General features: G+C 72.7%; 24 protein-coding genes and 1 pseudogene. 8 read left to right on the plus strand and 17 right to left on the minus strand.

Annotated features, from left to right (window positions below; translation table 11 throughout):
- Nucleotides 1-38: 38 nt before the first annotated feature.
- Nucleotides 39-1,000, plus strand: a pseudogene (gene gnd / locus ACE7GA_RS19810) (phosphogluconate dehydrogenase (NAD(+)-dependent, decarboxylating)).
- The gene (locus ACE7GA_RS19815) at nucleotides 997-1,488 is read left to right on the plus strand and encodes a gluconokinase (protein ID WP_376090423.1); all 492 of its coding nucleotides are present in this window, start codon (nucleotides 997-999) and stop codon (nucleotides 1,486-1,488) included. Before gnd ends, ACE7GA_RS19815 begins: the two are co-directional and overlap by 4 nt.
- 76 nt (nucleotides 1,489-1,564) lie before the next feature.
- On the opposite strand, the gene ACE7GA_RS19820 is transcribed toward ACE7GA_RS19815, so the two are convergent.
- The 5 genes from ACE7GA_RS19820 to ACE7GA_RS19840 form a co-directional block, all read right to left on the minus strand.
- Nucleotides 1,565-2,014, minus strand: a complete 450-nt coding sequence (locus ACE7GA_RS19820; protein ID WP_376090425.1) for a hypothetical protein — start codon at nucleotides 2,012-2,014, stop codon at nucleotides 1,565-1,567.
- A 330-nt stretch (nucleotides 2,015-2,344) separates the two neighbouring features.
- On the minus strand, nucleotides 2,345-3,001 hold the full coding sequence (locus ACE7GA_RS19825; protein WP_376090428.1) for an amino acid ABC transporter permease: 657 nt from the start codon (nucleotides 2,999-3,001) through the stop codon (nucleotides 2,345-2,347).
- On the minus strand, nucleotides 2,998-3,663 hold the full coding sequence (locus tag ACE7GA_RS19830) for an amino acid ABC transporter permease (protein WP_376090431.1): 666 nt from the start codon (nucleotides 3,661-3,663) through the stop codon (nucleotides 2,998-3,000). Before ACE7GA_RS19830 ends, ACE7GA_RS19825 begins: the two co-directional genes overlap by 4 nt.
- Nucleotides 3,664-3,670: 7 nt before the next feature.
- A complete protein-coding gene (locus ACE7GA_RS19835) occupies nucleotides 3,671-4,504 on the minus strand; it encodes a transporter substrate-binding domain-containing protein (RefSeq protein ID WP_376090434.1) in 834 nt (277 codons plus the stop codon).
- 134 nt (nucleotides 4,505-4,638) lie between these two features.
- A complete protein-coding gene (locus ACE7GA_RS19840) occupies nucleotides 4,639-5,217 on the minus strand; it encodes a DNA-3-methyladenine glycosylase family protein (protein ID WP_376090437.1) in 579 nt (192 codons plus the stop codon).
- Between the two features lie 309 nt (nucleotides 5,218-5,526).
- Here ACE7GA_RS19840 and ACE7GA_RS19845 point away from each other — a divergent pair, with 309 nt between their 5' ends.
- Together ACE7GA_RS19845 and ACE7GA_RS19850 are read left to right on the plus strand one after the other, a co-directional pair.
- The gene (locus tag ACE7GA_RS19845; RefSeq protein WP_376090440.1) at nucleotides 5,527-6,246 is read left to right on the plus strand and encodes a response regulator; all 720 of its coding nucleotides are present in this window, start codon (nucleotides 5,527-5,529) and stop codon (nucleotides 6,244-6,246) included.
- A gap of 62 nt (nucleotides 6,247-6,308) precedes the next feature.
- Entirely contained in the window at nucleotides 6,309-7,577 is a 1,269-nt protein-coding gene (locus ACE7GA_RS19850) for an ATP-binding protein (RefSeq protein ID WP_376090443.1), read from the plus strand.
- 17 nt (nucleotides 7,578-7,594) lie between these two features.
- Here ACE7GA_RS19850 and ACE7GA_RS19855 read toward each other — a convergent pair whose 3' ends face one another.
- The 9 genes from ACE7GA_RS19855 to ACE7GA_RS19895 all read right to left on the minus strand — a co-directional run bounded on the left by ACE7GA_RS19855 (nucleotide 7,595) and on the right by ACE7GA_RS19895 (nucleotide 17,411).
- Nucleotides 7,595-8,341, minus strand: coding sequence for a DUF6065 family protein (locus ACE7GA_RS19855; RefSeq protein ID WP_376090446.1), 747 nt, complete (start codon nucleotides 8,339-8,341; stop codon nucleotides 7,595-7,597).
- Between the two features lie 153 nt (nucleotides 8,342-8,494).
- Nucleotides 8,495-8,941: a hypothetical protein gene (locus ACE7GA_RS19860; protein ID WP_376090449.1), complete on the minus strand. Its 447-nt coding sequence runs from the start codon at nucleotides 8,939-8,941 to the stop codon at nucleotides 8,495-8,497.
- A 166-nt stretch (nucleotides 8,942-9,107) separates the two neighbouring features.
- Nucleotides 9,108-10,322 (minus strand): MFS transporter, encoded by a 1,215-nt coding sequence (locus ACE7GA_RS19865; RefSeq protein ID WP_376090451.1) that lies wholly within the window; start codon nucleotides 10,320-10,322, stop codon nucleotides 9,108-9,110.
- Between the two features lie 86 nt (nucleotides 10,323-10,408).
- Complete coding sequence (locus ACE7GA_RS19870) at nucleotides 10,409-11,593, minus strand: cytochrome P450 (protein WP_376090454.1); 1,185 nt, start codon at nucleotides 11,591-11,593, stop codon at nucleotides 10,409-10,411.
- A 37-nt stretch (nucleotides 11,594-11,630) separates the two neighbouring features.
- Complete coding sequence (locus tag ACE7GA_RS19875) at nucleotides 11,631-12,599, minus strand: glycosyltransferase family 2 protein (RefSeq protein WP_376090457.1); 969 nt, start codon at nucleotides 12,597-12,599, stop codon at nucleotides 11,631-11,633.
- Nucleotides 12,600-12,745: 146 nt separating this feature from the next.
- A complete protein-coding gene (locus ACE7GA_RS19880; protein WP_376090460.1) occupies nucleotides 12,746-13,726 on the minus strand; it encodes a Bug family tripartite tricarboxylate transporter substrate binding protein in 981 nt (326 codons plus the stop codon).
- A 160-nt stretch (nucleotides 13,727-13,886) separates the two neighbouring features.
- Nucleotides 13,887-14,366, minus strand: a complete 480-nt coding sequence (gene bcp, locus ACE7GA_RS19885) for a thioredoxin-dependent thiol peroxidase (protein WP_376090463.1) — start codon at nucleotides 14,364-14,366, stop codon at nucleotides 13,887-13,889.
- Between the two features lie 61 nt (nucleotides 14,367-14,427).
- A complete protein-coding gene (locus ACE7GA_RS19890) occupies nucleotides 14,428-15,156 on the minus strand; it encodes a hypothetical protein (protein WP_376090466.1) in 729 nt (242 codons plus the stop codon).
- Nucleotides 15,144-17,411 carry a bifunctional [glutamine synthetase] adenylyltransferase/[glutamine synthetase]-adenylyl-L-tyrosine phosphorylase gene (locus ACE7GA_RS19895; protein WP_376100396.1) on the minus strand — a complete coding sequence of 756 codons (2,268 nt, stop codon included), beginning with the start codon at nucleotides 17,409-17,411 and terminating at the stop codon, nucleotides 15,144-15,146. The genes ACE7GA_RS19890 and ACE7GA_RS19895 overlap by 13 nt, the downstream gene beginning before the upstream one ends.
- 774 nt (nucleotides 17,412-18,185) lie before the next feature.
- On the opposite strand from ACE7GA_RS19895, the gene ACE7GA_RS19900 reads away from it, so the two are divergent.
- From ACE7GA_RS19900 to ACE7GA_RS19910, 3 genes are all read left to right on the plus strand, one after another.
- Nucleotides 18,186-18,815, plus strand: coding sequence for a hypothetical protein (locus ACE7GA_RS19900; RefSeq protein WP_376090469.1), 630 nt, complete (start codon nucleotides 18,186-18,188; stop codon nucleotides 18,813-18,815).
- Nucleotides 18,716-20,611 carry an AsmA-like C-terminal region-containing protein gene (locus ACE7GA_RS19905; protein WP_376090472.1) on the plus strand — a complete coding sequence of 632 codons (1,896 nt, stop codon included), beginning with the start codon at nucleotides 18,716-18,718 and terminating at the stop codon, nucleotides 20,609-20,611. Before ACE7GA_RS19900 ends, ACE7GA_RS19905 begins: the two co-directional genes overlap by 100 nt.
- Nucleotides 20,612-20,713: 102 nt before the next feature.
- Nucleotides 20,714-21,394: a glutathione S-transferase family protein gene (locus ACE7GA_RS19910; protein WP_376090475.1), complete on the plus strand. Its 681-nt coding sequence runs from the start codon at nucleotides 20,714-20,716 to the stop codon at nucleotides 21,392-21,394.
- 47 nt (nucleotides 21,395-21,441) lie between these two features.
- On the opposite strand, the gene ACE7GA_RS19915 is transcribed toward ACE7GA_RS19910, so the two are convergent.
- Nucleotides 21,442-21,978 (minus strand): carboxymuconolactone decarboxylase family protein, encoded by a 537-nt coding sequence (locus ACE7GA_RS19915; RefSeq protein ID WP_376090478.1) that lies wholly within the window; start codon nucleotides 21,976-21,978, stop codon nucleotides 21,442-21,444.
- A gap of 105 nt (nucleotides 21,979-22,083) precedes the next feature.
- On the minus strand, nucleotides 22,084-22,638 hold the full coding sequence (locus ACE7GA_RS19920; protein ID WP_376090481.1) for a peroxiredoxin: 555 nt from the start codon (nucleotides 22,636-22,638) through the stop codon (nucleotides 22,084-22,086).
- Nucleotides 22,639-22,778: 140 nt separating this feature from the next.
- On the opposite strand from ACE7GA_RS19920, the gene ACE7GA_RS19925 reads away from it, so the two are divergent.
- A complete protein-coding gene (locus tag ACE7GA_RS19925; RefSeq protein WP_376090484.1) occupies nucleotides 22,779-23,720 on the plus strand; it encodes a hydrogen peroxide-inducible genes activator in 942 nt (313 codons plus the stop codon).
- Here the strand turns inward: ACE7GA_RS19925 and ACE7GA_RS19930 are convergent.
- A complete protein-coding gene (locus ACE7GA_RS19930) occupies nucleotides 23,688-25,007 on the minus strand; it encodes an NAD(P)/FAD-dependent oxidoreductase (RefSeq protein ID WP_376090487.1) in 1,320 nt (439 codons plus the stop codon). The genes ACE7GA_RS19925 and ACE7GA_RS19930 overlap by 33 nt on opposite strands.
- Between the last annotated feature and the right edge of the window lie 84 nt (nucleotides 25,008-25,091).

A 25,091-nucleotide genomic window follows, 5' to 3' on the forward strand; every position in this document is an offset into this window, starting at 1 on the left:
GGTGCTATGCCGCGCCGACCGGATCGGGGATGGGCGGCATGCGGATCGCGATGATCGGGCTGGGGCGGATGGGGGCGATCTCGCCCGGCGCCTCCTGCGCGCGGGGCACGAGGTCGTGGTCTTCGACCGCGACGCCGGCGCGGTCTCGGCCCTGGCGGCCGAGGGCGCGGTCCGCACGGGGTCGCTCGCGGAGGCCGTCGCCGCCCTGGCGCCGCCCCGCGCGGTCTGGGTCATGCTCCCCTCCGGCGAGGTGACGGAGGGCGCAGTCGCCGAACTTACCGCCCTGCTCGCCCGCGGGGACGCGCTCATCGAGGGCGGCAACTCCTACTTCAAGGACAGCATGCGCCGCGCCGGCGCGGCCGAGGCGCGCGGGGTGGACTACCTCGACGTCGGGACGTCCGGCGGCGTCTGGGGGCTGGAGCGCGGCTACTGCCTGATGATCGGCGGGCCGGCGGAGGCGGTGCGGCGCCTCGACCCCGTCTTCGCAGCCCTCGCGCCGGGCGAGACCGCCGCGCGCCCCACCCCCGGCTGGGTCGGCGACGAGCGGGCACCGCGTGGCTACGTCCATGCCGGCGCGTCCGGCGCGGGCCACTACGCCAAGATGGTCCATAACGGCATCGAGTACGGGATGATGCAGGCCATGGCCGAGGGCTTCGCCCTGCTCGAGGCCGCGCGCCCCGGCTACGGCCTGGACCTGCCCCTGCCGGAGGTCGCGGAGGCCTGGCGCCGCGGTTCCGTTGTCTCCTCCTGGCTGCTGGACCTCACGGCGCAGGCGCTCGCGGGCGATCCCGAACTCTCCGCCTATTCGGGGCGGGTGGGCGATTCCGGGGAGGGGCGCTGGACCGTGATGACAGCCGTCGAGACGGCGACACCCGCGCCGGTGCTGACGGAGTCGCTCTACGCCCGATTCCGTTCGCGGCAGGGTGCACCGCTGGCGGACCGAGTCCTGTCTGCCATGCGCCACGCCTTCGGCGGCCACCTGGAGCCGAAGGACCCATGAGTCGCCACGTCTGCCTCATGGGCGTCTCGGGCGCGGGGAAGTCCACGCTCGGGCCGCTGCTGGCGCAGCGCCTGGGCCTGCCCTTCAAGGACGCGGACGACTTCCACCCGCCCGCGAACATCGCGAAGCAGGCGGCGGGGCATCCGCTGACCGATGACGACCGCTGGCCCTGGCTCGACGCGATCGGCGCTCATCTCCGCGCGCGTCCGGCGGGCGCGATCGTCGGCTGCTCCGCGCTGAAGCGGATCTACCGGGACCGGCTGCGGCAGGCGTGCCCGGACCTCGTCTTCCTGCACCTGACCGGCGACCCGGCGCTCATCGCGGCACGCCAGGCCGCGCGGAAGGACCACTTCATGCCCGCTTCTCTCATCGCGAGCCAGCTAGCGACGCTGGAGCGCCCGGAAGCGGAGGAGGGCGTCATCGCCCTCGACATAGGCCGGCCGCCGGAGGCGCTGGCCGAAGAAGCGGCCCGCTGCCTCGGCGCGTAGCGCTCGCTGCCTCGGCGCGTTGCGCTCGCTGCATCGGCGCGTTGCGCAAGTTCGGAGCGCCTGCCGGTAGCCCCCGTCAGTAGCCCCGGCCTCGCCCTGGCCCGTCGCTGGGGTCGCTGTCGGTTACGCCCCTGCGCCCGCGGTAGCCGCCGCGGCCGTTACCCGGCCCGTCATTCGGATCGCTGTCAGTCAGCCCGGTGCCGCGCGGGCGGTAACCGCTGCGTCCGTTCCCGGCGCCATCGTTCGGGTCGCTGTCCGTCAGGCCGGTGCCGCGGGGGCGATAGCCCCCGCGCCCGTTGCCGGGACCGTCGTTCGGGTCGCTGTCCGTGATGCCCGTGCCGCGCGGCCGGTAGCCGCCGCGCCCATTGCCCGGGCCATCGTTCGGGTCGCTATCGGTGAGGCCGGTGCCGCGGCCGCTCTTGGTGCCCTGCGCCTCGGCGTCTCGCGGCATGACGGCGGCCGCCGTGCCGATCGCGGCGAGGCGAAGCACCAGGAGGCGGCGCTTCAGGGGGGGCATTTCGGACACGGGCGCACTCTCGCTTCTGTGTGGTCGAGACTGCGCCGGCGTTCAGGCCCACGCAACGCGGGTTCTGTCGCGTCTGTCCTCTGTGCTGGCCCGAGCGGTCCGCGCTTGCGTGGCGGCTTAGTTCATGTTTTGTTCACTACTGCTGACCGCTTGAACAGGAGCCATCCATGACAACGACCCGTCGTGATCCGTTCCGTGAGGCGATGCTCGCCTTCGTCCTCGCCTTGCCCTTGGTCTGGGCCGCCGGAGAGGTCGCTGTCAGGCTCGGCTTCTGATGCGGCAGGTCGTCCCGGAGCGGCGGGGCGCGAAGGCCGGCGGGCAGGGTCGCCGCTAGCCCCGCGGCCCGGTCCTCAGCTTCCGCTCGAGCCGCTGGCTGATCAGGCTCAGCGGCCAGCACATCACGAAGTAGATCGCGGACACCGTCAGGAAGACCCGGAAGGGCTGAAACGTGACGTTGTTCATCAGCACCCCGGCCCGGGCCAGTTCCACGAAGCCGATGATGGACGCGACGGAGGTGTTCTTCACCACCTGGACCGAAAACCCGACCGTCGGCGGGATGGCGAGCCGGACCGCCTGGGGCAACACCACGAGCCGCATGCGCTGCCAGCGCGTCAGCGCGAGGGCGGAGGCCGCTTCCCATTGCCCGTGCGGCACCGCCTGGATGCAGCCTCGCCAGATGTCGCCGAGGAAGGCTGACGCATAGACCGTAAGCCCGATCCCCGCCGCGACGATCGGCGGCAGGCGGGTGCCGAGCAGCGGCAGCCCGTAGAAGGTGAGGAAAAGGACGATCAGCACCGGCGTGCCCTGGACGACCTCGATCCAGGCCATCGCCGGCCAGCGGATCGCACGGTTCGCCGACACGCGGGCCAGGGCGACGAGCGCACCGAGCAGCCCGCCGCCAAGGAAGGCGATGACGGACAGGAACACCGTCCAGCGTGCTGCTTCCAGCAGGAACAGCGCCTCGTTGGGACCGAAGGGGCGGATCATCGGCGCGAGGGGAACAGCAGCCAGCCGACGCCGGCAAAGGCGCCGCGGAAGAGCAGCGTGAGGGTCAGGTAGAAACCTGCCGCGACGAGGTAGACCTCGAAGGAACGGTAGGTCCTGCTGTCCACCAGGGCGGCGACGGAGGTCAGTTCCTCCGCCGACACCGTGGAAAGGATGGAGGAGGCGAGCATCGTCAGGACGAACTGCGAGGAAAGGGCCGGCCAGACCCGCGCGAGCGCCGGCAGGATGACGACATGCCGCATCACTTGCCATCGCCGCAGCCCCAGGGCCTGCCCCGCCTCGATCTGGCCGGGCGCCGTGCCCTCGATCCCCGCCCGGATGATCTCCGTCGCGTAGGCGCCGAGGTTCAGGGAGAGGGCGAGCAGGCCGGCCTCGGTCGCCAACAGCCGCACGCCGAGCCCCGGCAGGCCGAAGAAGATGAGGAACAGCTGGACGAGAAAGGGCGTGTTCCGGAACGCCTCCACGTAAGTGGCCGACGCCGCGCGCACCCAGCCCCGCGGCGACCCCCGCGCGACCGCACCGAAGGTCCCGATCACCGCGCCGACGAGGATCGCCACCGCCGACATCCAGACCGTCCCGACAGCGCCCCAGGCCAGCGCGTCGAGCTGCGCCAGGACGTCCCGGAAGACGAGGGTATAGCCCAAGTGTCGCCTAGAAGACCGGCAGCTCGGGCAGCGGCGCGTTCAGCCACTTCCGCGACAGCTCATCCAGCTCGCCCGAGACCTTCATCCAGTAGATCGTGTTGTTGAGCCACTGGTGCAGTTCGGCCTGGTCCTTCCGCACGGCCATGGAGTTGGGCTGGAGCGAGAAGGCGAATTTCAGCTCCGCGTCGGTGCCCCTGTTCTGCGCGAGGATCTGGTTGATCGTCGTATCCGGCAGCGCCGCGGCGTCCACCTGGCGGGAGAAGACGGCCTGCGCGCAGGTCGCGTCGTCGTCGAAGCGCACGACGTTCGTGCCGGGCATGGCGAGGCGCGTCACCGTCGTGTCCTGCGGCGATCCGCGGGGCACCGCGATGCGCTTGCCCGCGAGGTCCCGCAGGCTCCCCGCCTGCAGGCTCCGCGGGGCCATGATCGACAGGCGGAAGGCCGAATAGGGCATCGGGAACACGATGGTCTTCGCGCGCTCCGGCGTCGGGCCGAGCGTCGCGACAAGCACGTCCACGCGCCGCGCCTGAAGGGCGGGGATCCGCGCGACGGGCGTGAGCGGGACGATCTCCGCCCGCACGCCCATGAAGCGCGCCAGCGCGTTCGCGACGTCCACGTCGTAGCCCGAGGGATTGCCCCGCTCATCCACGACGCCGAAGGGCGGGACGCCGGAGACGACGCCGATGGTGAAGACGCCGCGGCGGCTGATCTCCTCTGTCGTCACCGGGCCGGACTGGGCGGCGGCGGGGCGGGCGCCGATCAGCGTGCCGGCGGCCACCGCGCCGGCCGCGGCCGCGCCGAAGGCCAGGCGACGTGAGGGGCGTGCGGGTTCGTCGGCCATGGTTCGTCTCTCCCCGGCGCGGCCCTGCCGGCCGTCGCTCCCGGCAACGGTCGGCCCGGCGGCGGGCGCCGGTCAAGCACGACCGTCCCACCATCCGGGGCCGACGATCCGGGGCCCATGATCTGGGGTCAGGCTCAGCCGTCGTCCTCGGGATCGGTGCCGGGACGCCCGGTCGCGTGCCGCCAGTGGTGCCACAGCAGCCGTGCCGCGACGGAACGCCAGGGCGCCCAGGCCGCGGCCTCAGCCGCCAGGACGCGCGGTGCCGGGCGGGCGGGCAGGCCGTGCAGGTGTTGAAGCGAAGCGGCGAGGGCGAGGTCGCCCTCCGGGAAGAGGTCCGGCCGTCCCTCCGCGAAGAGGAGGTGGACCTGGGCCGTCCAGCGGCCGAGGCCGCGGATGGCCGTGAGGTGCGCGATCGCCTCGGCATCGTTCATCGCGGGCAGGTCGTCGAGGCGCAGCCGGCCGTCCAGGATGGCGGTGGCGAGGCTCCGGACATGCGCCGCCTTGGGCCTCGACAGCCCGCCAACGCCGCAAAGCGCCGCGTCGTCGAGGGTCAGCAGCCCCTCCGGCGTCGTCGCGCCGGGGATGGCGCGCAGCCGCGCCCAGATCGCCCCCGCCGCGCGGTTGCTGATCTGCTGCCCGCAGATCGCGCGCAGCAGCCCGGGAAAACCCGGCGCCCGCCGACGCCACGGCAGCGGCCCGCAGTGTTCTGGCACGCCGCCCAGGAGCGGATCGACGCGCCGAAGCGCCTCCAGGCCCTCCAGGGCCCAGGCCGGCGCGTCGGGATTCAGGGGGGATTGGCGCGCGGCGGGACCCCCAGGGGGGGTAGTCGGGGGCCCGCCGCGCGTCCCGGCGGATCCGGGGGGATGGAGGGGGAGGATCCCGGGCCGCCGCGATCGGATCTGGTGGCTCATCACCCCCACCCCAAGCGCGAGTTGAAACGGCGCGCAACGGTTCCGGCACGGGACATGGATTGTAACACGGCGACCTGAGGCTGAGGCCGGCCGCGCGCTATGTAACGGCGCATGGAACCCGCACCCCACATCCTCATCGTGGACGATGACCGCGAGATCCGCGACCTGCTCGCCCGTTTCATGGAGAAGCAGGGCTTCCGAGTCACTGCGGCGCGGGAGGCGCGGGAGGCGCGGCGGGTCTGGCCGCTCGGCCGCTATCACCTCGTCGTGCTCGACCTGATGATGCCCGGCGAGTCGGGGCTCGACTTCGCGCGCTGGCTGCGCGGACAATCCGACGTGCCAATCGTCATGCTGACCGCCATGGGGGAGGAGACGGACCGTATCGTCGGGCTGGAGCTCGGCGCCGACGACTACGTCGCCAAGCCCTTCAACCCGCGGGAACTGCTCGCGCGCATCCGCGCGGTGCTGCGCCGGGCGCATGGGGAAGGGGCGCGACGGGATCCCCTGCCGACCTCCATCCGCTTCGGCGGCTGGATGCTGGAGCCGGCACGCCGGCGCCTGCTGAACCCGGACGGCGCCGAAGTGCCGCTGACCGGCGGGGAATACGAGTTGCTGACCGTCCTCGTGGAACGCCCCAACCGCGTGCTGACCCGCGACATGCTCATGGACCTACTGCGCGGCCGCCAGGCCGGGCCGTTCGACCGCGCGATCGACGTCGCGGTCTCCCGCCTCCGCCGGAAGCTGGAGGATGACGGGCGGAACCCCAGCCTCATCAAGACCGTGCGCGGCGGTGGCTACGTCCTCGCGGCCGACGTGGAGAAGGTGCCCTGATCCGCCGCCTGCTCCCCTGCACGCTCGCGGGGCGGACCGCGCTCTTCCTCGTCCTCGCGCTGATGTTCGTCCAGGCGGCGGGGCTGACGATTCACGCGCTGGACCGCGTGGACCTGCAGCGCGCGCTGATGGAGCGGGAGTTCTCGGCGCGCGCCTTCGCGATCTGGCGGACGGTGCTGCTCACCACGCCGGACCGTCGGGACGCCGCGCTCAGCGACCTGGACCTGCCGCAGGGGCTGGAGGCTTCGCTCGACGACGCCTCGGCCGTGCGGCCTTCAATGCTGCCGCCCCCGCCGCCGGTCTTCCGGATCCTCCGGCCGGAGGTGCTCTCGACCGCCCCGCCGCGCTTCCGGCCGCGCGAGGTCCAGGCGGGCATGCGCTTCGGCACGCTCTACGTCGCGCTGCGCCTGCCGGACGGTCCCTGGCTCAACCTGAAGATCCACATGCCGCCGCCGCGGCCCTGGCATTCGGAGACCTTCCTCGCCTCCTTCGCGCTGATGACGATCGCGGCGGCCATCCTCATCGTCTGGGCGACGCGGCGCCTCACCCGGCCGGTGCGCGACCTCGCGGCGGCCGCGAACGCGCTGGGGCGGGACGTCAACGCGCCGCCGCTGCCGGAGGACGGCCCACGGGAGGTCGCGACGGCCGCCCACGCCTTCAACACCATGGCCGAGCGCATCCGCCGCTTCGTCGGCGACCGCACGCAGATGCTGGCCGCCATCGGCCACGACCTGCGCACGCCGATCACCCGCCTGAAGCTGCGTGCCGAGTTCATGGAGGATGACGAGCAGCGGGCCAAGATGCTCGCCGACCTCGAGGAGATGGAGGCGATGGTGAACGCCACCCTCGCCTTCGCCCGCGACGACGCGGCGGCGGAGCCCTCCGTGCCGCTCGATCTCGCGGCCCTGTGCCGCACCGTGGTGGACGAGGCGTCGGACGCGCACCCGGACCTGGCGGCGGAGGACGTGGCCTATGAAGGCCCGGAGCGGCTGACCGTCCGCGGCCGGCCCGTCGCGCTGAAGCGTGCGGTCGCCAACCTCGTCAGCAACGCGCTGTCCTACGGCAATGCGGCCCGCCTGCGGCTGGAGCCGCCGAGCGGCGGTGCGATCCGGTTGCTCGTGGACGATGACGGGCCGGGCATTCCGGAGGAGAGCCGGGAAGCCGTCTTCCAGCCCTTTCGCCGCCTGGAGGCAAGCCGGAACAAGGAGACGGGCGGGGTCGGCCTCGGCCTGCCGATCGTGCGCAACATCGTGCGCGCGCATGGCGGGGACGTGTCGCTGCGCAACCGGGACGGCGGGGGGCTGCGGGCCGAGGTGGTGCTGCCCGCCTGATGATCCGGGCGCGTGGGTCAGCCCTTGGCGAAGGGCCTGGGCTGCAGGCGGGTAAGATGCGCTTCGCCCGCCTCGACGCCCGCGACGTGCCCGCGCGTGTAGTCGCGCTGCCAGCCACGGGCCCGGGCCTCGCTGTCCGGCTGCTTCAGGCCGGCGTTGAAGGCCGCGCGGGAATCGGCCCAGGCGCGGTGTGCCGCCTCCAGCACCGGGTCCTCCGACAGGGGGCGGAGCGCGGGCTCCGTGCGGGGGATCAGGTCGCGCCGGATCGGGAAGAGGAAGGCAATCGGTTCCCCCGCCGCGAAGCGGACGGGGTGCCGTGGGCGCGTGAAGCGCCAGTTCATCGTGAAGGTCGCGGGGGACCAGTCGGTCTCCACCATCCCGGTCAGCGGCGCGATGCCGTCCTTCGGCGCGTTTGGCGGGCCGGACACCCAAAGCCCGATCCCCGGGGGCGTGCGGAAGAGCGCTTCGACGTGGAAGGTCAGGACACCGGCGCCGAAATGCGCCACGGGTTCGGGGCGGCCGGGTTTCTCGATCCGGATGACGACGTCGCCGGGCTGATCGCCGCCGGTCCACCAGGCCTCGAAGGCGCAAGCGCCGACGACGTCCCAGCCATGGGCATTGGCGATGGTCAGCGGCAGGCAGCGCTTGGCAAAGCCGCCGGGAGTCGCGTCCATCCATTCCCGCCGCGCTGAGGCCGGGCGCAGGTCGGGCCCCGGGCCGCCCAGCGTGTGCGCGACAAGCGGGATGGGCGCGTCGTCGCTCATGCCGCGGATACCCCGTCGCCGCTCAAGCGACGGTCGAGGGGCCGCCGGTCGCGCAGCGCTCGGACCGGGGCGCCGCCCAGGCGGCGCGGCGGGTGTTCTCGCCGATGCGGCCCCGCAGGCGTCGTTGCTCGGCCGTCCTCGCTCACGCGGTGCTCACCGGGGCGTGGTGCAGCGACGCAGCGGCGAGGGGAAGTCGTTGCAGTTGGGAAAGACGATCTCGTTGGGGCCCCGGCGCTCCACGCGCAGGTTGTTCGGGTTGGCGCAGCCGAAGGCGCTGTCCGGGGGCAGTTGCCCGCCGATCGGCGTGATCGCCGCGGCGGGGGGCGCCAGGCGGAATTCAACGCCGCTCTCGGTCCCGGCCACCGTCTCGATCAGCCGCTGCCGATAGGCCACGTCGAGGAGGGAGACGCGCATGATGACGTCGGGCGTGAAGATCACCGTCGCGCGGCCGAAGCAGGCGGGACCTTCCGTGTCGGTCGCAGGGAAGATGCCGCCCGTCCAGACGCCGAAGAGGAAGGCGTGGGGCGGACCGCCCTGCTGCGCGTCCGCCGAAGCGATGGGTGCGATGAGCGCGAGGGCCGCCAGAGTTTTCCGCCACATGGCCCGTGATTCCCCAGACTGACCTGATCTTCGCCCCGGTCGGGGCGCGGCCGCAGGAAAGGGGAGGACGGGCGCGCTGTCCACCCCGTTGAGGCCCCCCGTCGGGCTACCCCGTCGGGCTACCCCGTCCGGTCTCCCGGGCAGGCTGCCCTGGCACGCCACCTCGTCATGCCGCGGCGGGGACGACCCGCGGCGGCGGCTCGCGCAGCGGCCAATGGACCAGGGCGGCGAAGATCCCCGCCGCGATGCTGATGAGCCACATCGCGTCGTAGGACCCGGTCCGGTCGAAGATCACCCCGCCGAGCCAGGCACCGGAAAAGCCGCCGATCTGGTGACCGAGGAAGACGAGCCCGAAGATCGTGGCCAGCCACCGCGTCCCGAAGAGCCGGGCGCAGAGGGCGACGGTGGGCGGGACGGTCGAGAGCCAGAGGACCCCCATCACGGCGGAGAAGAGCAGGACCGTCTCCGGCGTCTTCGGGCCGAGCAGGAAGGCCCCCATCAGCACGGCGCGGGAGGCGTAGATGATCATCAGCAGTTCCCGCCGCCGCCAGCGCTGGGTCAGTTCCCCCGCCAGCAGCGACCCCGCCGCGTTGAACAAGCCGACGAGGGCGATGGAGGCTGGGCCGAGGTAGGACGGCAGGTGGCAGGTCGCGATGAAGCCGGGCAGGTGCACCGTCAGGAAGGAAATGTGCACGCCGCAGACGAAGAAGCCCCAGAAAAGGCACCAGAACATCGGCGAGCGCAGCGCGTCCCGCAGGGCCTCGCGGGCCGTCTGCTCCGGCACGGCGCTCGCGGCCGGCGCCGGCGGCCGGCCGGTGAGGACGAGCGAGAGGGGGATGACCAGCAGCCCCAGCAGGGCCATGGCGACGAGGGCGGCCTGCCAGCCGAAGCCGGCCAGCGCCAGGCCGGCCAGGGGCACGATCATGAACTGCCCGAAGGAGGAACCCGCCGTGCCGAGCCCCGTCGCCCGCGCCCGCATGTCTGGCGGCAATTGCCGGCCGAGCGAGGCGACGATGATCGGGAAGCCGGAGAGTGACACCGCCGTCCCGTTCACGAACCCCGCGAAGAGGATGAAGGTCGGCAGGTCCGGCGCGAAGGCCATGCCCGTCGTGCCCACCGCGAAGAGGCAGGCACCGGCGATCATCACCATGCGGCTGCCATAGCGGTCGGCCAGCTGCCCCGCGATCGGGGCGGTGATGCCGTTGACGAGGACCTGGACGGCGATCGCGAAGGCGAAGCCGCTCGTGGTCCATCCGTTCGCGATCGTCATCGGCGCGAGGAAGAGGCCGAAGGACTGTCGCAGCCCCATCCCGAGCGCCGCGGCGAGCACGGCGCAGGTCAGGATGAAGGTGACGGACATGGCGGCGGTGCGGCTCGTCATCGGTTCACGCTAGCGGAACCAACTCCCCGGCCACCATGGCCGCGGGTGCGCTGCTGGGCGGTTCGGCCATGCGCCGGGCGCGGGGCTTACGCTGGATGCAGGCGGATCGGCAGGCTCGCGAGGCCGCGGAGCGTGTTGTTGTAGCGCCGCTTAGGCTGCGCCGTGATCTCCAGGCGGCGGACGCGCTTCGCCAGCGCAGCCAGGATGCACTCGCCCTCCAGCCGTGCCAGCGCCATGCCGACGCAGGCGTGGATGCCGCTGCCGTAGCCGACATGGCCGGCCGGGCGGCGGTGGATGTCGAACCGGTCGGGGTTCGGCCATTTGCGCGGATCGCGGTTCGCGGCGCCGAGGAACATCAGGACCTTCGAGTCCGTCGGGATGACCTCGCCGCCGAGTTCTGCGTCGCGGGTGGTCGTGCGGAAGAAGGTCTGAACCGGCGTTTCGAAGCGGATCGCCTCGTCGAACGCGACCCGGGCGAGGCCGGGTTCGGCATGCAGCGCATCCCACTGGTCGGGGAAGCGCGCGAGTGCCCAGACCGCGGCGCCGATGCCGCTGACCGTCGTGTCCACGCCGGCCGTGAGGACGGAGCGGACGACCTGCGGCGCTTCTTCCTCCGTCAGGACGCCCGTCTCCGCGATGGCGTGGATGTCCGCGCCGAAGCCGCGGTCGGCCAGAGCGGTGCGCTGCGACTGCGCCTGCACCCATTCGATCGCCGGGCCGCTGCGGGCGACGGCGGCTTCCAGGAAGGGGTTCTTCGGGCCGAAGGAGTTGAAGACAAGGTCGCCGTAGGGGAGGAGGTGGTGCCGGTTCTCCGGCGGCATGCCCATCGCATCGGGGAAGACGCGGAGCGGATAGGCCTCGGCAAGGTCGGGGATGGCGTCGAACTCGCGCCGGTCCAGCAGTTCCTCGGCCAACGCCTCGGCCGCCTCGGTGAAGGGCTCCTTCAGGGCGCGGATCGCCGCGGGGGACAGGACCTTCGCCAGGACGGAACGCGTGCGGTCGTGCAGGGGCGGGTCGGTCTCAAGCACGAGGGACGGCAGGCGCGCCGGGCGTTCCCTGTGGAAGTCCTGGATGCCGACGCCGCGCGCGGAGGAGAAGGTGGCCCAGTCCTCGAGGATCGCCTTCACCTCGGCGAAGCGAGCCGCCGCGTAGATCCCGTGGCGCGACAGGTGGACCACCGGTCCGGCCTCGCGCAGCGCGTCCTGCGCGGGGTAGGGGTCCTCGAAGTAGGAGGCGTCGAAGGGGTCGAGGTCACTCTCCGGGATCGCCACCGCCCTGTGCCTCCTCCCCGCTCCCGGCGAGGATGCATCAGGCCATGCCGGGCGTCACGATGGCCGTGGTGTAGCGGCGCGCCAGGGCCAGGCGCCGCTCCGGGTCGCGGGCACCCGTCGCGCGCAGGAACATCGCGAGCGGGCCGACCTCGCGCGGGTCCAGCCGATAGGCGCGCGCCGCGCAGCGCAGCGCGTTGGCGGCGTCTCCGTTCACCAGGCTGTTCGCCGCCATGCCCTTGTAGACCGTGATCATCTGCCAGCGGAGGTCGCGCCGGACGTCGCGGAAGGCGGGGTCGGCATAGGCGCGCTCGTAGGGCCTTGCGAAGTCGTAGGCATAGCGCGCGCGCCGGAACATCATGCTGACGTGCTGCCGGCGCAGGAGGTAGAGCGGCCGTTCCGTCACGACCATGCGGCAGGCCAGCGACACGCGAAGGAAGAACAGGAAGTCCTCGGCGTAGCGCAGGTCCTCGTCGAAGAGCCCGCCCCGGTCCAGCGCAGCGCGGGGGACGAGAAGGCCGCCGAGGTGGTGCCAGCGATGGATCAGGTGGCGGGTGGAGTCGGGTGCGGCATTGACCGTCCAGTCATCCGGCGGCCCGGCTGCGGCGACGGCTTCGGTCTCGCCGTCCTCGCCGAACTCCCGGAAGGCACCGAGGACGGCGTCACCCGGCCCCGCCGGCGCGGCCAGGCGCGCGGCGAGGCTGCCGGGCGGCCAGAGGTCGTCGGAATCGAGGAAGCCGACGCGTGCGCCCCGAGCGAGCCGGATTCCCGCGTTGCGGCTTCCCGCGGGACCGAGGTTGCGGGCGCTCCGCGCGATGACGACCCGCGGGTCCACAGCAAGGTCCGCCAGTGCTGCAAGCGTGCCCTGCTCTCGGGACCCGTCATCCGCGAGGATGACCTCGACGGCCTCTCCGCCCTCCTGATCCAGGACGGAGCGGACGGCGGCCCGCAGCATCCAAGACGGCGTGTCGAAGACGGGACAGACGACGCTGATCGCGGGAGGGGTCACGCGGGCCTTTCCGGTGCGGGAGGGAGGAGGAGCCCTCCGCTAACCCGATCCGGGGCGCGACGTTGCCACGGCCCCGCCGCCGCGCGCGTCGAAAGCCTGCGTGAGCCCGGCGGGCGGCCCGCGTGGAGCCGCCGCGGTTCTGGCCGCTACTCCAGCGTGATCCCGGCCTCCCGGATCAGCGGCACCCAGAAGGTGCGGTCGCGGGTCAGCAACTCGTCGAACTCGCGCGGGCCGCTCGTCAGCGGCTCGACGCCGATGTTGATGAGGCGTTCCCGGACCGTGTTGTCCGCCATGACGCGGGCCAGGGCGTCGGACAGGCGCTGCACGACGGGATCGGGCGTCGCCGCGGGCACGACGAGGCCCTGCCAGACCGCGGCGCGGTATTCCGGGTAGGTCTCCTTGATCAGCGGAACCTGGGAGAGCCACCGCCAGCGCTCGGGCATGGAGAGCGCGAGCGCCCGGATGTCGCCGCCGCGGAAGAAGCCGCCCGCCGTACCGATGTCGAGCATCATGGATTCGAGGTTGCCGGCGATGATGTCGTTCATCCCCGGCGCGCCGCCGCGATACGGGATGATGTTCAACTTGATCCCGGCCATGCGCTGGAAGTTCTCAAGCGCGAGGTGGTGCGGGGAGCCGTTGCCCGGCGTGCCGCAGGCGACCGCCCCTTCGCCGCGCTTCGCGGCCTCCACGTACTGGGCGAGCGAGGTGTAGCGGCTGTCGCGCCGGACCGCGACGGCGAGCGGGAAGTCACAGAACAGCCCGACGCCGCGGAAGTCCCGGGCGGGGTCGTAGGGCAGGCGCCGGAACAGGCCGATCGCGTTCACCATGGAGCCCGGATCGGCCGAGAACACGGTCAGCCCGTCGCCCGGTGCCTTCGCCGCAGCATCGGCGCCGAGGGTTGCGGCGGCGCCTGGCCGGTTGTCGATGACGATGGTCTGGCCGAGGACCTGGCTCATCGGCTGGGCCAGGGTGCGGGCGATGTTGTCGGTGCCGCCGCCCGCCGGATAGGCGACGACCCAGCGGATCGGCCGGTTCTCCTGGGCGATGGAGGGGCGGGCGAGGGGAGCCGCCGCGAGCGCAGCCCCGGTCGCGAACAGGGCGCGCCGCCCCGCATGGGTCCCGGACATGAGTTCCTCCGTCTTCTTGACACGCGTCTTCTTCGCAGGGTCGGCGCCCGCGCTGCGCGAAGTGTGTCACAGGCCGAGGCGACGAGTCACCGGGGAGTGTAGCGGGCCGTGGCGTGACGGTTCCCGCCCGCCGCCGGGGCGGGCGGAGCGTTGGCCGTGCCTAGAGGTCCTTGACCGCGGCGAGCAGCAGGTCCGCGTGATCCGCCGGCTTCACCTTGCGCCACACCGCCTTCACCTTCCCGTCCGCGCCGACGAGGAACGTGCTGCGCTCCATGCCCATGTACTTCTTGCCGTACATGCTCTTCTCGACCCAGGTGCCGTAGGCCCCGGCAAGCGTCTGGGCCTCGTCGGCCGCCAGCGGGAAGGTCAGGCCGAACTTCTTGGCGAAGGCGTCGAGGCGCTTCACCGGGTCGGGCGAGACGCCGATCACGGTCACGCCGGCCTTCACGAACTGCGCCAGCGCCGCCTGCACACCCTGCGCCTGCACGGTGCAGCCGGAGGTATCGGCCTTCGGGTAGAAGTAGATGGCGTAGGACTTGCCCTTCAGCGCCGCCGAGGAGACGCGGCCGCCGCCATTCGTCGGCAGGTCGAAGTCCGGCGCGGTGTCGCCGACATCCACGCCCGTGGTGGTCACGCCCATCGGTTCATCCCCCTTGGATCGCGGCCGTGCCCCGGGCCCCCGCCCGTCCACGATCCGCGCGCTACGGCCGGCCGATCCGCTGCTCGAAGGCGGCGCGGACCTCGGTCGCGACCCGGCCCATCTGTGTGCGCAACGAGGGGAGGTCAACCGGCGCCTCCTCGCAGGCCGGCGCCAGGCCGCGCAGGATGGCGTGGGCGGCCGGTTCCGGCAGCGCCGGCTCCTTCCACCGCCCGACGGTGAGGCGAAGGAGGGATTGCAGGGTCCGCCAGAAGCGGTCGGCGCGGATCAGCATGGCCGCCTCGTCGGGCGGCAGGATGCCGGCCTTGGCGAGTGCCGAGAGCGAATCGCGCGTGCTCGCCGCGAGGATCCTCGGGTTCTTCGCGGCGTGGGCGCATTGCAGGGCCTGGGCGATGAACTCGACCTCCACGAGGCCGCCGGGCATGGCCTTCACGTCCCAGGGTCCGTCGGGCGGCAAGTCGCGCAGCATGCGGGTGCGCATGGCCAGCGCGTCGGCGATGGCCTGCTGGCCCGCATGGATGATGACGGCGGTCCGGCAGGCCTCGGCGATGCGCTTGCGCAGCGCGGCGGGGCCGGTGACCGGGCGGGCGCGGGTCAGGGCCATCCGTTCCCAGGTCCAGGCCTCCCCGCCGCCGTCGTCGCGCCGGGGGCCGTGGTAACGCTCGAAGGAGGCGATGCTCGTCGCGACGGGGCCTTTGTTGCCGGTGGGGCGGAGGCGCATGTCCACCTCGTAGGGCTTGCCCTCCGCGCCCGGCGCGGTCAGGGCGGCCACGAAGGCGGCGGCCAGCTTGGCGTAGTAGGTCGGGACAGGGAGGGCGCGGGCACCGCGCTCTCCGTCGCGACGCCGTCCTCCGTCGGCGCGTGGTCGTAGATGAGGACGAGGTCGAGGTCCGAGCCCGGCAGCATCTCCCGCCCGCCGAGCTTGCCCATGGCAACGACCGCCATCGCCCCGCCCGGCACCTTGCCGTGGCGCGTCGCGAACTCCGCCGCGACCGCGGGGAAGAGGGAGGCGATCGCGGCGTCCGCAAGGTCGCTCCGCGCGAGGCCCGCCGCGTCGGCGTCCAGCGCGCCTTCCAGCGCCGCGACGTCCACCTCGAACTTGCCCTCGGTGACGAGTCGGCGGGCAGCCTCCAGCGCTTCCTCATAGTGGCGGGACGATGCGACGAGGGCGGGGAGGGCCGCGGCCGCCTGCCCCACGCCGCCGGCGAGCAATCCCTCGATGGCGGAGGGCACCCGCGCCAGGTGGTCCGCGAGCGCCGGCGCTGCGCCGAGGACGCCGGCGACCCGGTCCAGCAGCCCGTGGTTCCGGTGGAACAGGGAGAGGACCTGCACCCCCGCCGGCAGCCGTTCCAACAGGGAGTCGAAACGGGCGAGGGCGGCGTCGGGTTCGCGCTGCCGGGCGAAGGCGCGGAGGATCGCGGGCATGAGTGCCGTCAGCAGTTCCCGCGCCCGTTCGGTCCGCGTCGCGCGGCGGTGGCCGTGATGCCAGCCCCGGACCGTGGAGGACACGGCGGACGGGTTCGCGTAGCCCATGCGGGAGAGCGTTCCGAGCGTGGCGGGATCGTCGTCCGTTCCCGTGAAGACGAGGTTGCCATCGCCCTCCACCCCTTCGGCCGCGGCGAGCGAGGGCGCGCCCTCGAACTGTCGGGCGTAATGGCCGGCGACGCGGCTGAGGTGCCCGGTCAGGGTGGAGGCGAAGGCGCCGACCTCCGGGAAGCCCATGAACGAGGCGATGCGGGCGACGCCGTCCTCGTCCTCCGGGATGCGGTGGGTCTGGCGGTCGGCGACCATCTGGACCCGGTGCTCGACGTCGCGGAGGAAGACGTAGGCGTCCGCCAGTTCGGCGGCCGCCCGCCGGTCCATGCGGCCGGCCCGGGCGAGGGCGGCCAGCGCCCCGAGGGTGGTCGGGTCCCGCAGCGCGGGGTCACGACCGCCCCAGATCAATTGGGCGACCTGGGCGGTGAACTCGATCTCCCGGATGCCGCCGCGGCCGAGCTTCACGTCGTGACCCGCCACCGCAATTTCCGCCCCCGCGCCGCGTTTGGTGGCGTGGACCGCGTGGATCTGGCGCTTGATCGAATGGATGTCGGCAATCATCGCGAAATCCAGGTGTCGTCGCCAGACGAACGGCCTTATCTCCGAGAGCACATGCTCCCCGAGTCCACGATCGCCGGCCACGGGACGCGCCTTCAGCATGGCGGCGCGTTCCCAGTTCTGCCCGAAAGATTCGTAGTAGGTGATGGCGGCGGGGATGGAGACGGCCAGCGGCGTCGCCGCGGGATCGGGGCGGAGGCGGAGGTCGGTGCGGAAGACGTAGCCTTCGGCCGTCCGCTCCTCCAGGAGTTTCACCAGGTCGCGGGCGAGGCGGACATAGGTAGCCTGGGCGCGCTCGGGGTGCGTCGCGGCCTCCGGGTCGAAGAGGACCATCAGGTCCACGTCGGAGGAGTAGTTCAGCTCCTTCCCGCCCAGTTTCCCCATGCCGAGGACGACGAGGCCGGAGCCCTTGGACGCGGCCTTCGGGTCTCGCTTGGTGCCGTTTGGCAGGGCGATGTCGCCGCGCGCCGCGGCTTCGCGCAGCAGGTGGGCGCAGGCCAGGTCGATGCTCGTCTCGGCGAGCGTCGAGAGGGCGCCGGTGACCTGGTCCAGGTTCCAGGCGCCGGTCAGGTCGGCGGCGGCAATCACCAGCGCGGCCTGGCGCCGCGCCTGTCGCAGCATGGCGCCGAGCTGGGCGGTGCTGGCACCCGTGTCCACGCGGCCCAGCGGCGCCGTGGCCGCAGCGAAGGCCGCGTCCGCCCCGGCCTCATCGAAGCGGATGAGCGTCGCCTGTTCCCGCACGGCGAGGTCGGCGAGGAAGGGGGAATGACCCCCGAGCGCGGCGAGGAGGGCGGCGCCCGAGGCGCTCACGGCGAAGGCCGCGCCGGCTGCCCCGCGTTCCGAGAAGTCTTCGATCAGGCGGTTGGCGGCGGCCGGGTCGTGCGGCGCGGGGGGACCCGGCGGATGGTCGCGGCATCCGACATGCCGGTGCAGTCACACCGTGAGGCAGGCCGCGGGTCAAGTGGGGCGGGCCGGGGGCCGCTGGGCGTCCCGGCTGATCCGGTGCGCGATGCTGGTGGTGATCGTCGCCGGGCTGGGCCTCACGGCGCTGGCCTGGCGGCTGAAGGAAGGGCCGATTTCCCTCGATGCCGCGACAGGGGCGCTGCGGGCGCTGCTGTCGCGGGAGGCGGCGGGAATCGTCCCCGGCGCGCGGGTCGAACTGGAGGGCGTGTCCCTCGCCTGGTCGGGGTGGCACGCCGGCGAACCCCTGCCCGTTGCGGTGCGGGTGGAGGGGCTGCGCATGCTGGACGCGGCGGGCGTGCAGCGGGCGGCGATCCCGTCCCTCGAGGCCTGGCTGTCCGTCCCCCGGCTGCTGACCGGCCAGGTCGCGCCGACTCGCGTCGTGCTCCACGGGCCCTATGCGATGCTCCGGCGCGGGCAGGAGACGGGCATCACCCTCGACCTCGGCGTTCCGTCGGACACGGCGCAGCCGGGGCCGGCGCCGGAGGAGGATGATCTCAACCTCCAGGACCTGCTGAAGCCGCAGCCGCATGACAGCCCGCTGGCGGCGCTGCGCGAGATTTCCGTCGTCAACGGCACGGTGCGGGTCTGGGACGAGGCGCTCGGCATCGCCTGGACGCTCGCCGGGCTGGGCACCACGATCCGGCGCGCGGCGCGGGAGGAGCTGGAGGGCGACGGCGACGCATCGCTCGTCATCGGCGACCAGAGCATCCCGGTGCGGGTGCGGGCGCGGGCGGGGGCGACCCCATGGTGGCGGAGGGGTCGCTCGAACTGCCCTCCGTCAGCCCGGCGGCGATCGCGCGGACCTTGCCGGTGCTCGCGCCGATGGAGGCGCTGGACGCGCCGGTCTCCGCCCGCTTCTCAGCCCGGTTCGCCTTTGCGGACCGTGCCTTCGAGGGCCGTGCCTCGATCGAGGTGGGGCAGGGGGAGATCGTCGCGGGCGGGCTGCGGACGCCCTTCGCCGCGGTCACGCTCGGGCTGGCCACGGACGGGACCACGGTTCGGGTGGAGGGAGCGGAACTGCGCCCGCGCCCTGCGCGGGCAGGCGCGGCGGCGCCGCGGATCACCATGCGCGGCAACGCATCCCGCTTCGGGGAGGCCTGGCGGGTGCGGGCCGAGCTGCGCCTCGACGAACTCACCGTGACGGACCTCCGGGCCTATTGGCCGGAGGGGGTGGCGGAGGGGGCACGCCGCTGGATCGTCGAGAACCTGACGAGCGGCACGGCCCGGGACGGAGACTGGTGGGCGGAGGTGGAGATCGGCGGCAGCGCGAGACGATGCGGCTGCTCGGCGCGGGCGGGACGCTGCGCGTCGAGGGCGCGACGGTCCATTGGCTCCGCCCCATCCCGCCCTTCGAGGGCGTGGACGCCGTCCTGACCTTCGGAAAGGAGGAGATCGGCGTCGCGGTCCGGAGCGGCCACCAGGCCGGAACGGCCATCCGTGCCTCGGAGGGGCGGCTGCGCATCACCGATCTCGGGGGGACGGAGCGGCTCGTGCTGGACGTCCGGCTGGCCGGACCCTTCGCGGATACGCTGGAGGTGCTGAAACACCCGCGGCTCCGTCTCTTCGAGCGCAAGCCGCTGGACCTGCGGGAGCCGTCCGGGACCCTCGACGGGACGCTCAGCATCGCGTTTCCGCTGATCGCCGACCTGCCGGTGGAGCGCATGCAGCTCTCGGCCAACGCGAAGCTGACGAACGGGCGGATCGCCGGGCTCGTCGCGGGACAGCCGCTGGAGCGGGCGAACCTGGACCTCTCGGTGGACCTGACGGGGCTGCGGGTGAGCGGGCAAGCGAACCTGGGACCGGTTCCGTCGCGGGTCCAGGCGGAGCTGGACTTCCGCGGCGGGCCCCCGACGCAGGTGACGGAGCGCGTGCGGGCCGAGGGACGGGCGGACGCCACGGCCTTCACGGCCTTCGGCGTGGACGCGGAGGACTGGGTGCGCGGTCCCGTCAGTGTCGTCGCGAATGTCGAGCGGCGCCGGAACGGGGAGGGGCGGGTCGCGCTGCGCGGCGACCTGCGGGAGGCGCAGATCGACCTCGGGCCGCTTGCGTACATCAAGCGCCCGGGGACCGCCGGCACGGGGGAAGGGACGCTGCGGCTGCAGGGCGAGAGCCTGCGGGCGATGGAGGGCGTGCGGGTCGAAGCGCCGGACCTGCTGTTCCGCGGTGCGCTGACCTTCGGCGCGCGGGAACGCGTGACCCGCGTGGACATCGCGGAGGCCCGCATCGGGGAGAGCCGCGCCGCCGGCAACATCGTCCTGCCGCCTGAGCCGCGCGGGCCGTGGCGGATTGCGCTGCGGGGACCGATGGCCGACCTGCGACCGATGATCGGGCGCGCCACCGACCGGCCTTCGGGCCAGCAGCGGGGCCAGGAGAGGAACGGGCCACCGCTGCTGCTGGACCTGGGCTTCGAGCGCGTCGTGCTGGGCGACCAGCGATCCGCCGGACCCGTGACGGCGACGGTGGGCTTCGACGGAACGGGATCTCTTCGGGACATGCGCGCCTCCGGCCGCTCGGGCGGCGGCCCCTTCGACATGGCGATCGCGCCGCGCGGGGCCGGGCGGGCGCTGGAGGTTGCGTCCAACGACGCCGGCGCGGTGCTGCGGGGGATGGGGCTGTTCGACGACATGATGGGCGGGCAGATCCGCGTCGCCGGCGCCTGGTCGGGTGCGGCCTTCGCCTCGGACCTGACCGCCGTGGCGGAGGTGCAGGAGTTCAGCCTGCGGAATGCTCCCTCGGTCGGGAAGTTCCTGCAGGCGCTCACGATCTACGGGATTGCCGACGCGGCGCGCGGGCCGGGGCTCGCGTTCTCGCGCCTCTATGCACCGTTCACCCTGACGGAGGAGGCGCTGAGCTTCGCGGATGCACAGGCCTTCTCTTCCTCGCTCGGCATCACGGCCCGGGGGCGGATCCTGCGCCGGAGCGACACGATGGAGGTGCAGGGGACGGTGGTGCCGGCCTACATGTTCAACTCGATGCTCGGTCGCCTGCCGGTCATCGGGCGGCTGTTCAGCGCGGAAGCGGGGGGCGGGCTTTTTGCCGTGACCTTCCGGGCGACGGGGCCCGTGGCCGATCCGAACGTCATGGTGAACCCGCTCTCCGCGCTCACGCCGGGCGCGTTGCGCGGCCTGTTCTCGGCCATGGAGCGTCCGGACCCGCCGGCGGCGCGATGAGGCTGGACGCGCCGGCGGCGCGATGAGAGTGGGCGCGCGGCGCTTGCCACGCGGCGCCGCGCGGGCTGGACTTGCCGCTCCGCGACATCCGGAGAACCGATCGTGATCCGCTTCTACTACAACCTCGCGCCGAACCCGACGAAGGTGGCGCTGTGCCTCGAGGAGATGGGGCTGGACTACGAGCCGGTTCCCGTGGACACGCGGAAGGGCGAGCAGCACGCGCCGGAGTTCCTGGCGATCAACCCCAACTCCAAGGTCCCGGCGATCGTGGACGGGGACCAGACGGTCTTCGACAGCAACGCCATCGTGCTCTACCTCGCGGAGAAGACGGGGCAGTTCCTGCCTCCGGCGGCGCATCGCGGGCAGATGCTGTCCTGGCTGATGTTCATCGCAAGCGGCATCGGACCCTATTCCGGGCAATGCGTGCACTTCACCCGTGTCGCGCCGGAGCCGAAGGACTACGCCGTCACCCGCTACGCCTTCGAGGCGCGCCGGCACTGGCGCATCCTGGAGGAGCGGCTTGCGAAGCAGCAATACCTGGTGGGTGATGCCTTTTCCGTCGTGGACATGGCGTTCTGGGGATGGGCCCGGTTGGTGCCCTTCGTGCTCGGCGACGACGCGTGGGCCACGCTGCCGAACGTCAAGCGCCTGCATGACGAGATCGCGGCGCGCCCGGCGGCAGCCCGCGCGCTGGCGTTGAAGGACCGGCACGCGTTCAAGGCGGAGATGGACGAGGCGGCGCGGCTCGCGATGTTTCCGCACCTGAAGCAGCAGGCGGCGTGAGCGCGAAGGCCGCGGCGCGGAAGCGCCGCGGCCGTCCCATGCGGCGGTCAGGCCGCCTGCTGCAGCGCGTCCTCGCCGTCGAGGGTGGCCGCGACGGCGTGGACCACGGCGGCGATGCGGACGGCGGCCTGGACCTGCTCGGTCGTCACGCCGTGCTCGCGCAGCACCTTCTCGTGGCTCTCCATGCACATGCCGCAGCCGTTCACGGCGGAGACGGCGAGGGACCACAGCTCGAAATCCGCCTTCTCGACGCCCGGCTTGGCCATGACGTTCATGCGAAGCTTCGCCGGCATCTTCGCGTAGTCGCCGTGCACCAGGTGCGTGAAGCGGTAGTAGATGTTGTTCATGCCCATGATGGAGGCGGCAGCCTTCGCGGCGTTCAGCGCTTCCGCAGACAGTTTCGGGGCGAACTCCGCGAGGACGGCGCTCGACACCTCGGCGTTGCGCGAAGCCAGGGCGGAGACGATGAAGGTGCCGGCGCGCTGCTGCTCGGTCAGCACGGGCTCGGTCGCGAGCGAGCCGATGTTGAGGCGCAGGTCGCGCGCGTATTCGGGGATGCGGTCGCGCAGGGCGTCGAGGGACATGGGTGTCCTCGTTCCTCGTCAGATCGGGTGATGTCGGGGGAGGCGAACCGGCCAGTCACGGCCGGGGGTGCCCCGCGCGGACGCGCCGCGCGGGGCGGGCGGCGATCAGGCCGCCGGACGCAGCACGTCCTGGCCGTTCTGCCAGTTGCAGGGGCAGAGCTCGTCGGTCTGCAGCGCGTCGAGGACGCGGAGGACCTCCTGCGGGTTCCGGCCGACGGACAGGTCATTCACCGACACGAAGCGGATGATGCCCTCGGGGTCCACGAGGAAGGTCGCGCGGAGCGCCACGCCCTCGTTCTTGTCGAGGATGCCGCAGCCCGCCGAGAGGTCGCGCTTGATGTCGGCGAGCATCGCGAAGGGCAGGTCCTTCAGGTCGGCGTGGTGCAGGCGCCAGTTCATGTGCACGAACTCGCTGTCCGTGGAGACGCCGTATACCACGGTGTCACGGTCCGCGAACTCGCGGTTCAGCTTGCCGAAGGCCACGATCTCGGTCGGGCAGACGAAGGTGAAATCCTTCGGCCAGAAGAAGACAAGCTTCCACTTGCCCTGATCGTCCGCGTCCGTGATCGTCGTGAAGGAGGTCTTGAGGTCCAGGCCCTCGGGACCGCCCTTGACGGCGGTGAGCTTGAAGGAGGGGAAGCGGTCGCCGATCGTCAGCATGCGATCTGTCCTCTGGGTGCGGGTCAGGCCGGATCGGGCCGCGCCATTGCTGGCGCAGCCCGACCTCGGACGCATCACATATTGCACCGCAGCATCAGGCTTCCAATGAATTGTTTTGGATGCGATGATCGACGTGAACGATGATCCTGCCATCCTCGCAGCAACTCCGCTACCTCGTCGCCCTTGCCGAGCACGGGCATTTCGGGCGCGCCGCCACGGCCTGCGGGGTGACGCAGAGTACGCTCTCCGCGGGTGTCATCGCGCTTGAGCGGCAGCTGGACGCCGCCATCCTGGAACGGACGCCGGCGAAGCGTCCCGTGTTCACCCCGCTGGGGCTGGAGATCGTGGCGCGTGCTCGTGACGCCCTGGCCGCCCTGGCCGCGGTCGCCGAGACGGCCGGGGCGGGGCGGGAGCCGCTGACCGGGCCGCTGCGCTTCGGCGTCATCCCGACGATCGGCCCCTTCCTGCTGCCGCGGCTCATGCCGGCGCTGCGGGCGGCCCATCCACAGCTGCGGCTCTGGCTGCGGGAGGATATGACGGCGCGGCTGGGGGAGGAGCTGGAGGCGGGGCGGCTGGACCTGCTGCTGCTGGCCATTCCCGTCTCGCTGCCCGGCGCGGAGACGCTGGTCCTGTCGGAGGACCCTTTCCTGGTCGCCATGCCGCCCGGGCACCGAATGGCCGAGCGGCCCAGCGTGCCGATGGCCGCCCTGGCGACGGAGCCGCTGCTGCTGCTGGAGGATGGGCATTGCCTGCGTGACCACGCGCTCGCGGCCTGCCGTCTGCCGGCCGCGCAGTCCGGGCAGGGCTTCGCCGCGACGTCGCTGCACACCTTGATCCAGATGGTCGCCGGAGGCCTGGGCATCACGCTGGTGCCGCGCCTCGCGGTCACCGGGGGCGTCCTGGCCGGGGCGGGGCTGGTGCTGCGGCCGCTGGACGAGCCGGCGTTCCGGACCCTCGGGCTGGCGTGGCGCGCGCGGTCGCCGCGGGCGGCGGAGTTCCGGGCCTTGGCCCCCGTGATCCGCGAGGCGATCGAGGCTGGCGACGCGCCGTCAGGCCGCGAGGCGGTCCAGGCGGTCGCGTAGCCGGTACCAGCCGCCGACCACGGGCAGGAACCAGGGGCGTCCCGAATAGGTCGGCATCGTGCGGAAGGGTAGATCGGCGAGGGCGAAGGGCGCGTTGTCGGCCCCCGCGATCCGCAGCCCCGCGCGGTGGCCGAGCCAGGTGGCCATCGCGACGCCGGAGCCCTGGCAGCCCGCGGCGTAGTGCACGCCGTCCTGCACGCCGAGATGCGGCAGAAAGTCGAAGGTGAAGGCAACGTTGCCCGTCCAGGCATGCGTCACGCGCACGTCCTTCAGCTCCGGGAAGACGGAGGTCATGAAGCCGTGCAGGACGGGCGCGGCCTGTTCCGGCGTCGTCGGGCCGAAGGAGGCGCGGCCGCCCCAGAGGACGCGCGTGCCGTCCGGGGAGGGGCGGAAGTAGTTCAGGACGCGGCGCGTGTCCCCGATCATCCGCCGTCCCGGGAAGAGGCGGTCCATCGTCCCCACCGGAAGCGGTTCCGTCGCGATGATGTAGGAGCCGACGGGGATGACGCGCCGCGCCAGCCACGGCATGGCGCTTCCGCCGTCGGGGCCGAGCGAATATCCGTTCGTCGTGACGAGGACGGCGCCGGCCCTGAGGCTCCCGCGGGGGGTCTGGATGGAAAAGCCGTCGGCGGCGCGCGTGATGGCGCCGACGCGCGTCGAGTCCACGAGGGTGGCGCCGGCCTTCGCGGCGGCCTCGGCCAGACCGCGGGCGTACTTGCCGGGATGTAGGCTGCCGGAGGCCGCGGCCTTCATCCCGCCGCGGTAGCGGTCGCTGCCCAGGGCTTCGCGCTGCCGTTCGGGCGGCAGCATCTCGGTCGGCAGGCCGGTGGCCTCGGCGATCGCGTCGGCGCGGGTGGCGAGGGCGCGGTAGTGGCCGTCCGTCCAGGCCGCGGTGAAGCGGCCGCAGCGGAGGTAGTCGCAGTCGATCCCCTCGCGGGTGATCAGCTCCTCGATGAAGGGGAAGGACGCGGCGGCGTCGCGCAGGATGGCCTTGGCGCGGTCCTCCCCGAGCGACTTGGCCAGGGCGCCGGAGGCCAGTTTCAGCCCGCCCGAGACCATCCCGCCGTTGCGCGACGATGCGCCCCAGCCGATGCGCTCTGCGTCCAGCACAACGGGCCGATGGCCGAGGCGCGCGAGGGTGAGGGCGGCGGAGAGGCCGGCGTAGCCGCCGCCGACGATCGCGACCTCTGCGCCCTGCGGCATCGGAGTGTCGCGCGCGGCGGGTTCGGCCGCGTCCCACCAATAGGGACGGGCCTGGAAGTCCGGCGCAAAGAGGCGGGCGCTCATTGCGCGCTCCGCAGGGCTGGTATCAAACTTGCCCAGTCGTCGTGGGCCGTGGGCGGTGCGGGCATGGCGCGAGCGTCGCGCCGG

This window comes from Roseomonas sp. CCTCC AB2023176 (assembly GCF_042259275.1).
Taxonomy (GTDB): Bacteria; Pseudomonadota; Alphaproteobacteria; order Acetobacterales; family Acetobacteraceae; genus Roseomonas.